The organism is Neobacillus mesonae (assembly GCF_023715155.1).
Lineage (GTDB): Bacteria > Bacillota > Bacilli > Bacillales > Cytobacillaceae > Neobacillus > Neobacillus mesonae_A.
On the sequence record NZ_JAMBNQ010000003.1, the window covers coordinates 199,188 to 213,899 of the forward strand.

13 protein-coding genes are annotated in these 14,712 nt (G+C 39.0%); 11 read left to right on the forward strand and 2 right to left on the reverse strand.

All coding sequences use genetic code 11. The features are described from left to right. Positions 1–2: 2 nt before the first annotated feature. The 11 genes from M3183_RS05320 (at position 3) to lpdA (ending at position 12,955) form a co-directional block, all read left to right on the forward strand. Complete coding sequence (locus M3183_RS05320; RefSeq protein ID WP_251467267.1) at positions 3–539, forward strand: TRAP transporter small permease; 537 nt, start codon at positions 3–5, stop codon at positions 537–539. A gap of 17 nt (positions 540–556) precedes the next feature. Continuing rightward, positions 557–1,831, forward strand: a complete 1,275-nt coding sequence (locus M3183_RS05325; protein WP_251467270.1) for a TRAP transporter large permease — start codon at positions 557–559, stop codon at positions 1,829–1,831. A gap of 297 nt (positions 1,832–2,128) precedes the next feature. Then, a complete protein-coding gene (locus M3183_RS05330; RefSeq protein WP_251467272.1) occupies positions 2,129–3,211 on the forward strand; it encodes a TRAP transporter substrate-binding protein in 1,083 nt (360 codons plus the stop codon). A 106-nt stretch (positions 3,212–3,317) separates the two neighbouring features. Continuing rightward, the gene (locus M3183_RS05335) at positions 3,318–5,297 is read left to right on the forward strand and encodes an NAD(P)/FAD-dependent oxidoreductase (protein ID WP_251467275.1); all 1,980 of its coding nucleotides are present in this window, start codon (positions 3,318–3,320) and stop codon (positions 5,295–5,297) included. 159 nt (positions 5,298–5,456) lie between these two features. Continuing rightward, positions 5,457–6,476: a 2,3-butanediol dehydrogenase gene (locus M3183_RS05340; protein WP_251467278.1), complete on the forward strand. Its 1,020-nt coding sequence runs from the start codon at positions 5,457–5,459 to the stop codon at positions 6,474–6,476. 125 nt (positions 6,477–6,601) lie between these two features. Continuing rightward, positions 6,602–7,435, forward strand: coding sequence for a sugar phosphate isomerase/epimerase family protein (locus M3183_RS05345; protein ID WP_251467281.1), 834 nt, complete (start codon positions 6,602–6,604; stop codon positions 7,433–7,435). A 67-nt stretch (positions 7,436–7,502) separates the two neighbouring features. Continuing rightward, positions 7,503–8,516, forward strand: coding sequence for a 2,3-butanediol dehydrogenase (locus tag M3183_RS05350; protein WP_251467284.1), 1,014 nt, complete (start codon positions 7,503–7,505; stop codon positions 8,514–8,516). Between the two features lie 36 nt (positions 8,517–8,552). Continuing rightward, positions 8,553–9,119, forward strand: a complete 567-nt coding sequence (locus M3183_RS05355; RefSeq protein ID WP_251467286.1) for a VOC family protein — start codon at positions 8,553–8,555, stop codon at positions 9,117–9,119. A 78-nt stretch (positions 9,120–9,197) separates the two neighbouring features. Then, on the forward strand, positions 9,198–9,950 hold the full coding sequence (locus M3183_RS05360; RefSeq protein WP_251467288.1) for an SDR family oxidoreductase: 753 nt from the start codon (positions 9,198–9,200) through the stop codon (positions 9,948–9,950). A gap of 216 nt (positions 9,951–10,166) precedes the next feature. Continuing rightward, positions 10,167–11,369, forward strand: coding sequence for an MFS transporter (locus M3183_RS05365; RefSeq protein WP_251467290.1), 1,203 nt, complete (start codon positions 10,167–10,169; stop codon positions 11,367–11,369). Positions 11,370–11,572: 203 nt separating this feature from the next. Further along, positions 11,573–12,955 (forward strand): dihydrolipoyl dehydrogenase, encoded by a 1,383-nt coding sequence (lpdA, locus tag M3183_RS05370; protein WP_251467292.1) that lies wholly within the window; start codon positions 11,573–11,575, stop codon positions 12,953–12,955. A gap of 71 nt (positions 12,956–13,026) precedes the next feature. On the opposite strand, the gene M3183_RS05375 is transcribed toward lpdA, so the two are convergent. Beyond that, entirely contained in the window at positions 13,027–13,779 is a 753-nt protein-coding gene (locus tag M3183_RS05375; protein ID WP_251467294.1) for an SDR family NAD(P)-dependent oxidoreductase, read from the reverse strand. Positions 13,780–13,919: 140 nt separating this feature from the next. Further along, positions 13,920–14,702 carry an undecaprenyl-diphosphate phosphatase gene (locus tag M3183_RS05380; RefSeq protein ID WP_251467296.1) on the reverse strand — a complete coding sequence of 261 codons (783 nt, stop codon included), beginning with the start codon at positions 14,700–14,702 and terminating at the stop codon, positions 13,920–13,922. Between the last annotated feature and the right edge of the window lie 10 nt (positions 14,703–14,712).

Below are 14,712 nucleotides of genomic sequence, written 5' to 3' on the forward strand. Positions count from 1 at the left end.
ATATGGTTAGGATCAATAGATGGATGGATAAATTAGATAACTTTTTCGGTTATATATCTGCAGCCATCCTTTTTCTAATGATGATGTGGATCTTTTTGGATGTCGTGCTAAGGACATTTTTTAATTCTCCGATTGTAGGAACACTTGAGTTTACAGGAGAATATTTGCTGCCCATTATCGTCTATTTTGCGATAAGTTATACACAAAAACATAAAGGCCATGTAAATGTTGATTTAATAGAACGAAGGTTTCCAAAAATGATGAAAAAGATTACCCGGTTATTATCTAATTTATGTGCATTATTTATTTATCTTATGCTGGGGATTAACAACTATCATCAAGCATTGAAATATATAGCAGCGGATACAAGAAGTGCAAGTCTCCTTAAATATCCTTTATGGCCTGCTTTAATAATGGTTTCTATAGGGATTTTGTTATTTTCCCTTAGATTATTTGTCGATTCTATCAATATGATTAATGACAAAAGTGTACAACAAGAAAGTGAAATACTGCAAGAAACAAGTAATTTTGCAAACTAAAAAGAGGTGATGAAAGAATGGTTGCACTATGTATCGTTATATTAATCGGGCTGATTCTACTTGGAATGCCAATCGGATTTGTTTTATTAATTACAGGCTCTATCGGATTATATTTAATTTCTGGGTTCGATATCGTACAGAGTTATCTTTCAACAACTGCGTATCGAAGTGTGAATAACTTTACTTTTAGTGCAGTCCCCTTGTTTATTTTAATGGCTCATTTTATTTCCAAAAGTAGAATTGCAGATGATCTTTTTGACAGTATATTGAAATGGTTTGGACATTTTCCCGGTGGTGCAGGAATTTCAACAATCTTTGGAAGTGCAGGCTTTGGAGCACTTTCCGGGTCTAGTCTCGCTGCCACTTCCGTTATGTCGCAAATCGCTGTTCCAAAAATGGTGCAATCACGTTATTCAGAATCGTTTGCGGCAGGTTTGGTAGCAACATGTACAGGAACATTGGCCGTAATGATTCCACCCAGCATTCCATTGGTGTTATATGGAATTCAAACGGAAACTTCAATTGGTAAACTTTTGATGGCAGGTATTATTCCGGGGTTGTTAATCGCTTTTTTGTTAATTACTGCTGTTGTGATTGTGGGGGCTAAACAGAAAAGCATGACAGAAAAATACCCTTGGAAAGATAGGTTTAGCTCCTTAAAAACGGTTTGGCCAGCAGCCATTTTAGTACTATTCGTCATATCAATCATCTATTTTGGAATCGCAACTCCTACTGAATCGGCCGCTTTTGGTGCAGCAGGCGCCCTCGCTATCGGTTTGATGACCAAAAGGCTTTCTTTTAAGGAGATTGTGGACTCACTTTTGGAAACCATCAGGCAAACTGGCATGATTTTCATCATCATTATTGGTTCATATATCTTCTCCTATTTTATTACTCTATCAAGAATTGGAGTCGATATCTTAAACTACATCCAAGGAAGCGGATTTCCTGGATGGACCGTCTTATTGCTTGTGATCTTATTATACTTAATTCTTGGTTTATTTATGGACCTGATGGCATCAATGTTAATCACTCTCCCACTGGTATTCCCATTAATTACAAGTCTCGGATATGACCCGGTATGGTTCGGTATCATTGTTGTCTTAGTACTTGAAATTGGGTTAGTGACTCCGCCTGTTGGCATTAATTTATATATTACCAGCCAGCATACGGGAATATCTGTACAAAAAGTTTTTGTAGGGTCCATTCCATTTATCGGAGTATTGTTATTAAGTATTTTAATTTTATGTATTTTCCCACAAATTGCTTTATATCTGCCATCGCTTATGTGAAGATTCTTTACCGAATGAAAGAAACATAATTTTAAAAAGCTAGCATATGATAGTCTAATAATTTCCATGTAAACTTTCATTATTTGGGAGTGATAGTATAAGAATTTTATAAAAATATAGAAGTTTAGTTCAATTGTATCCTGCAGAATTAGAGTCAAAATAAATGTTTAACTCTAACCAATTAGAATGGTGAAAAGAAAGTTTATATGGATGATTTATAAATTGCTAGAGTTTTCAAGTTAAAGTGCATTTAGAAAGATACATTATGTTTTTGTATTTATATAAGGGGGAGTAAATTTGGAAGGTAAAAAGTCTTCATTCCTAATAACCTGTATTATTGCAATCCTTTTATTGTTTACAGGTTGCAGTTCTTCAAACACCAAAGAGGCAGGCAGTCAATCGAAAGAAGGTAATAATGGCAGCGGTGAAAAGACCTATACATTTAAGGTGGCTACTGTATCTGTACCGGAAGACCCTGATTCTGTCTATATTTACAAAGCATTTATGGATAAAGCAACAGAATTGACGAATGGAAGACTGAAATTTGAATGGTACCCCTCACAACAATTAGGGCAAATGGCGGATTATCTAACTTTGACAGCAGATGGAGTAGCAGATATTGGGATGTTTTCTGCAAGTGTATTTCCTAGTGAACTATCACTTGCAAATAAAGTAACTGCTTTGCCTGGATTATTTCAAAATGCCTACGAAGGTTCAATGGCGTTTAATGCCGTCTCTCAAAAAAGTCCTATGATTGATGAGTTTTTAAGTCATGGGGTAAGGCCATTGTTAGCCGTTACAACTCCAACATTTAACTTTTATTCCAAAGGAGTAGAAATCAATGTTCCTTCTGACCTAAAAGGCCATAGGGTTAGGACAAGTGCAGGAACATTATCAGAAATTATTAAAATGGCAGGTGGAACCCCTGTTGGTATACCGGCAACGGAAACGTATGAAGCATATGACAAGGGAGCAGTTGATGTACTTCATCATTATGCAGCATCAGATGTAGCCCACGGAATAAGGGAATTAAGTAACTGGGGAAGCAGAAACCTTGGGTTTTCAGCAGGAACAACCGGCTTTATTATAAGTGAGAAATTATGGAAAACGCTGCCTAAAGATATTCAGGATGCTTTGCTGGAAGCTGGTAAGTATGTAGCTGCCAACGGGTCAAAGGCTTGGGATAAGGACACGTTCGATAGGGAAGAAAGATGGATTAAAGATGGTGATGTACCTTTACATGATGTCACTAAAGAAGAACGTGCCGAATGGCAAAAATTCTTTGATAAATTTGAAAAACAGTTCCTTGCAAAACAAGATGACCAATTTAAAGATGTCCTAGAGCAGTTTAAGGAAGAAGTAGCCAAAGTAAGGAAGTAATTTTTTTTTGAATTATACGTGGTACCTGATATCGATAGTCGATACTTTTATGATTCAACCGCAAATCGGACAGTTGAAACAATTTTAATAATAGGGAGATGTTGATATGCAAACAACAACAACAAAATATGCGAAACTTTTTGAGCCTGCCAAAATTAACGGTCTAAATCTAAGGAATAGACTAACGATGTCTCCGATGGGAAGCTTTTTGGATAATCCTGATGGTTCACTTAATGACATTCAACTCGAATATTACGAAAACCGGGCAAAGGGCGGAGTCGGAATGGTTATAGTTGAATCTCAGTATATTACGAATAAAACCGACCCTTGGATTCGTAATAAGACCATTGCAGACACAGATGCACAAGGAGAAGGCTGGGCTATCCTTGCAGATAGAATACATGCCCATGGCGCTAAAATGGGGATGCAATTGAGCATTGGTTTGGGAAGAAATGGATTTCTGTTTGGTGACGAAGGTCAGATGGTATCGGCTTCTGCGGTTCCTTCTCATCGTGATCCAAATCATATTTGCCGTGCATTAACAGTGGAGGAGATCCATTATTTGGTTGGATGCTATGAAAGAACCGCTAAACGCGCAGTGGCAGCCAATGTAGATATGCTTCAAATCCATGCTCATGCTGGATATATGTTGGATCAATTTATGACACCACTTTGGAATAAGCGTACAGATCAATATGGCGGAAGCTTTGAAAATAGAATGCGCTTTGTAAAAGAGGCTTATGAAGCGATACGGAATGTTGTTGGCCCGGATTACCCAATTACCATTCGTTTGGCTGGATACCATGATTTCCCTGGAGGCAGAGAAATAGAAGAAACGATTGAAATCTGCCAATACTTGGAGAAAATTGGGTTTGATGCATTGGACATTGACCTAGGTGCCTATGAACGTAAACAGTGGATCGTTCCTACTCCGGTTCACGGAATGTCTAGTATGGCACATGCCGCGGCAGAAATTAAAAAACATGTAAATATTCCTGTCATTAATGCGGGAACCCATACTCCAGAGACGGCTGAAAAACTATTGGAGGAAGGAAAAATTGATTTTGTACAAATGGGACGGCCGTTAATTGCTGATCCTGATTTGCCAAATAAGCTTCTAAACAACCATGAGGAAGACATCAAACCATGTTTATTCTGTAATGAATATTGTGATGGGTATGTACAGCTTGGTAAAGGAATTACTTGTGCCATTAATCCGGTCACTAATTTTAAATTACATTACCCGGATATCAAAGTAGATGTTAATCATCTTGAAAATACTGTTGATACAGCTAAAAATGTTGTGGTCATTGGCGGGGGCCCTGCAGGTATGGAAGCGGCACGAGTAGCAGCTTTACGCGGGCATAATGTAACTATTTACGAAAAAAGCAACACGCTTGGCGGCCAAATAAATATTGCATCCGGGGTTTCATTTAAGCATAGGTTAAAGAAATTTATTACGCATCAACAAATCCAACTGAAAAAGTTAGGCGTAAATGTTTGTCTGAATACAGAAATAAACGAAAATTCCCCTGTGCTGGCGGAGGCAGATCACATTATTGTAGCACTTGGTGCAAAACCAGTCATTCCTGATATTAAAGGGATTAACCGAGCAAATGTTATTGAAGTGACGCAGGCACATATTCATCCGGAACTGGTTCAAGGGGATAAAATTGTGATTGCCGGCGGCGGGCGGATTGGATCTGAATTTGCATTGGAGCTTGGTCGAAAAGGGAAAGAAGTGATTATTGTAGAAATGGGTGATGCGATTGCCCATGATTTAATTGTAGAAAACCGTAATCCATTAATTTTTAAAATGGAAGAAGTTGATATTACGGTTTTAACTAATCACAAAGTCACGGAGTTTACTGAAAAAGGTGTCAAGGTACAGGTATCTTCAGGTGAAGAGTTTGAAATAGAGGCTGATACCGTTGTTGCTGCATTTGGAAGAAAAGGAGAAAGTGTGCTGGCCAATAAAATTTGTGATAAATATAGCAATGCTGTTAATGTCGGGGACTCTACAGGTAAGGGCCTGACTGGTGAGGCTGTTCACACTGGATTTATTGCTGGATTGACTATTAATTAAAAATCGTTGTAGTACTTGGAATAAAAGCATTAACCAGTCAGCGGAACGCTGAGATAATAGTAAACCCGCTATTTCCTAAAAAGCTCTTACTTTAGATTAACTTTTCTGGGAAATAGCGGGGATTAATCTATCAGATTAATGGTTTAGGGAGGATTTAGTATGAAAGCGAGTGTTTATTACGGCCCCCAAAATGTAAAGGTGGAAAATGTAGAAGAACCTAAAGTACAACCAGGTACAGTCAAGGTGAAGGTCAAATATGCATGTATTTGCGGCACTGATTTACATGTATACCGTGGTGAAAAAAAGATAGGGGCCAGAGCACCAATAATATCGGGCCACGAATTTACAGGAGAGATTGTTGAGACAGGAGCAGGGGTTACTCAATGTAATGTTGGAGATCGTGTCATTGTGGAAAATTTTTGGGGATGCGGTGAATGCATTTATTGTAGAGAGGGAGAATACTATGCATGTCAACAACTTGAAGCATACGGTCTCCAACATCCAGGGGGATTCGCTGAATATGTTGTTGTCAGGGAAGATAAAGTATTTCAGCTCCCAGATCAAATAAGCGATGAAGTAGCAGCAGTTATTGAGCCAACAGCTGTTGCTATGCAATCTGTTAAAAACAGTAATTTGAAAATTGGTGACAAGGTAGCCGTATTCGGTGCCGGCCCTATGGGTCTGCTTGTGACCCAATGTGCAAAAGCAGCAGGTGCCAGTCAAATTATCGTTTTTGAAATCCATGAAAAGAGACGACAGCTTGCCTGGGAAATGGGAGCAGATTATGTCTTTGATCCAACGAAAGAAGACCCGGTAAAAAAAGTTCAAGAATTAACCGGTGATGGTGTTGATATTGCTTTCGATGCGGCAGGGGCTGAAGAATCTTTCCTAGCTGCTCTAGATAGTGTAAGGCCAAAAGGAGAATTAATGATTGTCAGCGTGTTTGCAGATTATGTAACCTATAGCCCATTTTTTCAACAAAAAGGGGTAAAAACCATTAAAACAACCAGAGGGAACCATCATATGTTTCCAAAAGTTATGGGTTTATTAGTGAAAGGTTCTATTGTAGTCGATCCGGTTATTACAAGTACTATCCGTTTAGACGATATTGTAGAGCTGGGTTATAAAAAACTGCTTGCCGGTGAGGAAGGGAAAGTATTGGTTTCCCCGGAATTGTAAATATATGATTCTATAAATCTTACTTAAAACTGACTGGACCTCGCCATTTTTCGATTCCTTTTTTAGCAATTCATTGAAATGGCAAGGCAGGATTTTATAAAAAATACTTGGAGGGATAAAAAGAGATGACTAGGGAATTTTCAATGTCTTACCTAACTGCACTTGGCTGTTCTCCCCCAGAAATGACGTATATCGCCAAGCAGGCAGGGTATGATTTTGTTGGTTTTAGATCGATTACTCCACATGACCGTAAATTTTCTGCTGTAGATCCATCTATTTCCTTATCAAAGAATAAAGAAATGCTCCGTAAAACAAAAACGGCACTGAACGAAACAGGCATAAAACTTCTCGATCTTGAAGTAGTTGTCATTTATGATGGCGTCGATCCAAAAGAACATCTTTCAGACTTTGAAGCAGCGGCAGAGCTGGGTGGGAGACATGTTCTTACCGTTATTAGAACGAGTGACCGTCATCAGGCAATTGAATGCTACTCAGAACTTTGTGAATTAGCAAAACCGTTTGGGTTAACCATTGATCTTGAATTTGTCACATGGTTTAATGTTTCAACACTTAAAGGAGCAATTGATATTGTTAAATCTGCTGGCTGTGATAATGGAGGTATTTTAATCGATCCCCTTCACTTCCATCGTTCTAGAATTCATCCTAATGAGCTGGAAAATGTACCTAAAGAATGGCTTCATTATGCACAACTTTGTGATGCCCCTGCTAAGATTCCTGCCACACAAGAAGAACTCATCTATACAGCAACGAAAGAGCGTTTATATGTCGGCGAAGGGGGAATTGATCTCGCATCGATTCTATCGAAAATGCCGGAAATTCCGTATGCTATTGAAATACCAAATGTAAAACGGATCAAGGAATTGGGAGTAGAAAAGTTTGCCCGTAACTGTTTACAAACGGCAAAAGAATATCTCGATCGCAGTCTATTACCGCAATGAGGTACAGGATAATGGTTGATGACAAATCTGGAAAAATTTTTTCATCCTTTCATAGGAGGGGTTATTAATGAAGGCAATGGTTTATTACGGTACGAATAATATAAAGCTAGAAGAGGTGGCGGTACCTGAAGTACAGCCCGGTACTGTTTTGGTTAAGGTTAAATACACAGGTATTTGCGGGACAGATTTACATGAATATCATAAACAAGGATTCTCTAAAGTACCAATGATCTTGGGCCATGAAATTACCGGTGAAATTGTCAACATTGGAGAAAGTGTGTCAAATTACAAGGTTGGGGACCGGGTTGTTATTGAACCAATCATAACCTGTAATGAATGCAGCAGCTGTCGAAAGGGGAATTACAACACATGTGAACACCTTCAATCCTATGGCCTTCATCATCCGGGGGGATTCGCGGAATATATTCTTGTAAAGGAAAAAAATCTAGTTCCTCTTCCTGAAAATATGAGCTATGAATTAGCTGCACTTGTAGAACCAGCTGCAGTAGCTATGCAGGCAGTAAAATCAAGTGCATTAAAAATTGGGGATAAGGCAGCTGTTTTTGGGGGAGGACCCATTGGGCTGCTCGTGACACAGTGTGCAAAAGCGGCAGGTGCCAGTCAAATAATAGTAGTAGAAATAGAAGAAAAGCGCCAACAGTTAGCACTGGAAATGGGCGCGGATTATGTCATTAATCCACAAAAGGAAGATGCCGTTAAAAGGATTCGCGAACTATCAAATGGAGGGGTTGATGTTTCCTTTGATGCAGCAGGTGTTGAAGCTACTTTTCATGCAGGGCTTAGTAGTTTAATACCGGGTGGAGAGCTGATGATTATTAGTGTTTTTACAAAACCTGTCGCCTATAACATAGAAATACAAAGGCTGGGTGAACGCAAAATTAATACCTCAAGGGCTTATAAGAACATCTTCCCGCAAGTTATTTCTTTAATGGAAAAAGGATCTATTAATATAAATCCAATTATTACAAGCAAAATCAGTCTAAAAGATATAGTAGAACAGGGTTTTAATAAATTATCTTCCAGTAAAGATGAATGCAAAATTTTAGTTTCCCCTGAATAAAAAAATCAAAAAGCGGATGAAAGGAGGGTACATTCTATGAGGAATGGTAAACTGTTTCCCAATCCTTTCCATAATGGTTCTATTCAACAGTTGTGCTATGCCGTCAATAATTTGGAGGAAGCAGCCAAGCAATGGGCGGCTGTTTTCGGTGCGGGACCATTTTTCGAGCGGATGCACCGCCCTGTAGATGAATTAATTTACAAAGGTGAGGCTGCTTCCCTTGATCATTCCCATGCATTAGGACAGTGGGGACCGATCCAGATTGAACTGTGGTTACAACACTGTGATAGTCCGGCAGGAATGAAGGAAATGAACACGATCAAAGAAGGATTTGGGAAGTTCCATCATATTTCTTATACGGCAAATCATTTTGATCAAGAAGTTGAGCGGATGGAGAACTTAGGATTTTCAGTTATATGGGAGTGTACGGCGAAAAGTGGTATGAGGGTAGCTATGTTCGATACAAGAACAATAACTGGTGCCATGACGGAGGTATATGAAAAGAATGTTTTGATCACAGATTTATATAAAAGAATTGCTAAAGCTGCGGAGGGATGGGACGGTACAAGGCCCTATAGGAAAGAAGAAGAAATACCTGAATAATAGGTTATCCTATTATTTCTTTTTGGCAAATGAGAATTTATGATGACTGATTAAAATTTTAAAAAGTGAGGTTCTATTATGTTTGGATTAGAAGGAAAAAAGGCAATTGTCACCGGCGGCCGCCGCGGCCTTGGCAGGGGGATGGCCTATGGGTTACATAAGGCTGGAGCTGAAGTAGTTTTAATCGATATTTCTAATGAGGTCGAAAAAACAAAACAAGAATTTACAGCCAGCCAAGCAAAGGTACATGCATTGACGGGGGATTTATCCAATCGTGAGGATCGTCATCGATTATTTCAAGATGCTGTCAAATTACTGGGCGGAGAACTAGATATTTTAGTCAATGCAGCGGGCATTAATGATAAAGGCCCAAGTGTTGAATATCCTATTGAATCCTGGAATCGAACGTTTGAAATTAATGTAACGGCAGTATTTGAATTTTGTAAGTTTGCTGGTGGAATGATGGCCAAACAAGGGAGTGGAAAAATTATTAACATTTGTTCCTTAACTAGTTTTATAGGACATATTAATGGAACAGCCTATTCTGCCAGCAAGGGTGCCGTAGCGCAAATGACGAAATCATTATCGAATGAATGGGCAAGATACGGCGTCCAAGTGAATGCAATAGCCCCGGGATGTATGGAGACAGAAATGACAAAATCGTTATCCAATGAAAAAGAACGATTTTCAGAACTTACTTCACGTATTCCTGCCGGCAGATGGGGCACCCCTGAAGATTTAGAAGGTATTGTGGTCTTCCTTTCCTCACAAGCATCCAATTATATTACTGGAACAATTATTCCAGTAGATGGCGGATACTTAGCACGCTAAAGAATGAATAAGAGGTTAGTATAAAAGAGCACGATGAAAAGATTAGTTGAGAAATTGATAAAACGATATATTTATAGATTTGCTAACATTCGTATTTATCCTTTTTTACTTAGTGTTTTATTGTTTCAGGTAAAAGCAATAAAGCATCACCATCTCCGTCATCGAATCTTAGTGTTTTTATGCTAGTTAAAAAAGGAAGCGAATGGAGAGTTTGAAATGAGTATTTCTAAACAACGATTATGGACAAAAGATTTTATATTGATTACACTGACATCTTTTTTTATAAGTGTCATGTATTTTTTAATCCTGACTACTATAACGCCATATGTGATTGAGAACTTCAATGCCGCAGAAAGTAAAGCAGGGCTTGCGGCAAGTATTTATGTTATTGGTATCCTTATATCCCGTCTCATTATCGGAAAATATCTTGAAATTATAGGTCGAAGAAAACTTTTTTATATTGGTGTTTTTTTGACCTTTTTCGCAACGCTGCTTTACTTTCCAGTAGACAATTTAAATATCTTAATAATCATCCGGTTTATTCACGGTGCAGTAATGGGGATAGCGCTTGCGGTTATGCAAACAACTGTTATGGACCTAATACCAGATGAACGACGTGGCGAAGGAATCAGTTTTTATACATTAAATTTTATTCTAGGAACAGCGATTGGTCCCTTTCTGGGTGTATTGATTAATCAAATAGCAAATATGCAAACGATATTTATCGTTTGTACCATAATGACGGCAATCAGTGTTGTTTTATCTTGTTTTACTTCAATACCAAAAGGAAATATCACAAGTGAACAACTTGATGAAATGAAGGGATTTCATTTTAAGGATTTCTTTGAAGGAAAGGCACTCCCGATTGCGTTATTAATGGGGATTTTAGCCTTATCTTACTCTGGTATTCTCACATTTTTAGCGGCCTATTCCATGGAAATCAATCTAATGACTGCAGCAAGCTTCTTCTTTATTGTTTATTCTGTTATCGTTCTACTTTCCCGCCCTGTCACAGGCAGAGTACTGGATTCAAGAGGAGATAACATTGTCATGTACCCTGCTTTTATTCTTTTTTCAGCCGGCTTGTTTTTTTTGAGTCAAGCAGGGCACGGCCTTACTTTACTAATTGGCGGCGCATTTATTGGGCTTGGATTTGGGAATTTGCAGTCATCTTTACAGGCAGTGGCAATAAAAAAGACCCCAAGTCATCGAATAGGACTGGCGGTTTCAACATTTTTTATCTGTCATGATGTTGGGGTGGGAATTGGCCCTTTTCTTCTTGGCTATCTTATTCCAGTCATAGGTTATCGAAATATGTATTTTACTTTAGGGATTATTGTTCTGTTTTGTGCGTTTTTATACTATGTCATACATGGGAAAAAGGCAGCATTTAATAAACCAGTATCCTCGGAAGTATAAAGAATTAGACTTTGAATTGTCACAAAACTAAGATGAATACAAATCTAGACCAGTTCAGTTGTTCCTTTTTCATAAAAAACTTCCAAAATGCTTGCTCATTAAGTAAATCATGAATTACCAAGCGTAATCGGCCGAGCCGTGCATGCGGGATTTAAAGCAGCTCTTTCTATATAAAATATTTATATAACACCGGAGGATAGATGATGAATACAGTTACAGTAATAGGTGGAGGTCCTGCAGGATACGTTGCCGCGATTACAGCGGCACAGCAGGGAAGCAATGTAATCCTTATCGAACGAAAGAACCTAGGAGGCACTTGCTTAAACGAAGGATGTATGCCAACGAAAGCACTTCTGGAAAGTGCTGCTAGATTCGAACAGGTCAAGAATGCCTATCATTTTGGCATAAGAGTCAAAGACGATGTAGCCGAAATCGATTGGCCCCAGGTGCAGCGCTATAAAAATAGTATTACAGAAAAACTTGTTCAAGGCATTCACTTTTTAATGAAAAAGAACAAGATTCAGGTAATCACTGGTGAAGCTGAATTTATATCCAGTCAGCGAATACAAGTTAAAACGACAGCGGGAGTAGAAGAAATTCAAACGGACAAAGTCATTATTGCCACGGGGTCAGAATCAGCGAGTCTTCCTTTTGCCCCATTTGATGATTGGGTCATTGACAGCAGGCAGGCAATGACGTTGTCTGAAATTCCATCTTCTTTACTTATTATAGGAGGAGGAGTCATTGGTTGTGAATTTGCCAGTATTTACAGTCGAATGGGATCAAAAGTGACAATTGTGGAAATGGAGGATCATCTGCTTCCAGGTGAAGATCCTGATGTTGTGTCCTTTTTAGAAAGGGCTTTGAAAAAATCAGGTGTGTCAATCTATTGTGGTTCAAGCTTATCACGAATTGATAAGGGAGACAGGGAAGCAATGATTGAAACGAAAAAAGAAGGATTAAAAGAACTTAAGCCTGACAAAATCCTTGTTGCAATTGGCCGAAAGCCAAGTGTGGCAGGGATGAATTTAGAGAAAATAGGTGTCTCTTTCGATGAAAGGAAGGGAATTCATGTAGATGAATACATGCAGACCAACATTCCGGGAATTTATGCCTGCGGTGATGTAATTGGTGGTATACAATTGGCACACGTCGGTTTTCATGAAGGCCGGACAGCAGCAAGAAATGCATGTGGAGGGAGGGAAATGGCAAACTTGCAAGTGGTTCCCCGCTGTATTTATACTTATCCCGAAGTTGCCAGTGTAGGATTAAATGAAAAACAGGCCAAGGAAAGGTATGGCGATATTAGGACGGGACAATTCTCGTTTGCGGCCAATGGAAAAGCATTAATCAGCGGGGAAGCGGCTGGAAAGGTAAAGGTGATTGTGGAGCCGCAGTTTAATGAAATTGTGGGTATCACTATTGTTGGTCCACATGCAACGGAATTAATTGGGCAAGGGGCCATTATGATGCAGGCCGAAATGACTGCTGAATCGATGGAGAGCTTTATTGCCGCTCATCCAACCCTATCAGAAGCGATTCATGAGGCACTCCTTAGTGTTTCTGGTCAGCAAATCCATGCGTAGTATATGTTTGTAGATGAAAAACACTGCAGCTGAAATTTCAAACTGCAGTGTTTTCTATTTTTTATACATAATTATTGTTCTTTCATATGGTACACTTTACCGTTTTCTAGATTACCGCTTAGAACTAAGTCAATAAGATAGTTTGCGGCATCTTCTACCTGTACGATTCTTGTTTTTTTCTTATATTCTTTATCTTTGTCAATTTCTTTAAACGCATCCTTGAAAGCGGTCCTGACAGTTTCATGCATCTTTGTATCCATCACACCGGGATTGAAGGCGATTATTTTATTTTTCGTCTTCTTTTCCTTCTGCTCAATAGCCGCCGTTTTTGTAAACATATTAAGTGCAGACTTAGAACTGCAATAAACACTCCACCCTTCAATTGGACGATTGGCTGCTCCAGACGTAATATTAATGACCTGAATAGGCGTACTGGCAAGATGTGCCTCTTTAAAAAGTAGATTTGTAATCAGTATGGGTGCCACTAAATTGACTTTTATATTGCGAACCATTGGGGTTAAATCTAGATTCCCGACATTTTCAATTGGTTCAATTATACCGGCATTATTAAACAGTAATATTTCTTCCGGTTCTTTTTCAAAAATATAATGATTGATAAACATGAACACTTCCTCCACTTCTTTTTCTAAAGAAAGGTTGCAGGAAAAGTGATGGTAGAAAGTTTTCTTTTCTTGTGCCAGTTTTTTAAGGTCCTCATTTTCCGTACGAGAAACAGATACAATGGCAATTTGCTCATTGATTAAACGTTTGGCTATAGCTTCCCCTAAACCTTTGGAAGCCCCGGTCACAATGGCATATTTCATGACAGCTCCCCCTATCGCAGAGTTTATGTAAAGTTTCTTATCATATTGTATGTTGCCGCAGTGGTTAAATCAACTTTAAAGAGGGGAGGACTTTAAGCTTCTTTGTTCGTTAACTGAGGATGGGGGGTACCTCTTAGCCATTACAATTTTCCTGTGAACTGAAACGCCAGCACAACAAGCCCCAATACCCACACGTAGATGGCAAACGGTTTTAATGAGTGCTTTTTCAAAAAGCGAATCATCCATTTGACCGCAACATAGCCAAAAAAAGCAGAGGAAGCGATTCCGACCAGGAGAGCCGATAATGAGATTTGCTCCCCGCCGCCGCTGATTAAATCCTTCGTTTGTAAGACAACTGCACCAGCAATGGCAGGTGTGGATAATAAAAATGAAAAATATGCGGCGGTTTCACGGTCCAATTTACGCCAAAGTGCAGCCACAATCGTCATGCCGGAACGGGAAATGGCAGGTAGAATGGCCACGGCCTGAAACGAGCCGATTATAAAGGCATCTCTATAGGTGATGTCGTCCATCCGTTTATAACCGTTTTTGGCGGAATCCGCCATCCAAAGGAATAAACCTGTCAGCAGAAACTCCCATCCGATTGTCACCCCGGTTTTTGAAATATCTTCAATGTAGTCTTTAAAACCAAGCCCAATAATAACAGCAGGAATTGTGCCGACAATTAATAAAAAGGTTAATTTACTAAAGGGGTTTCGAATGATTTTCAGAAACTCGTCCTTATAAAAGATAAATACAGCGATTAATGTGCCGACATGGAGCATGGTATCGAGCAGAAGTCCTGCTTCCTGCAAACCAAATAAATTTCTTCCTAAATATAAATGCCCCGTACTGGATATGGGTAAAAACTCTGTTAAGCCTTGAATAATTCCAAGAATAAGTGCCTCAAGTTTTGTTAACATATCGTCCCTC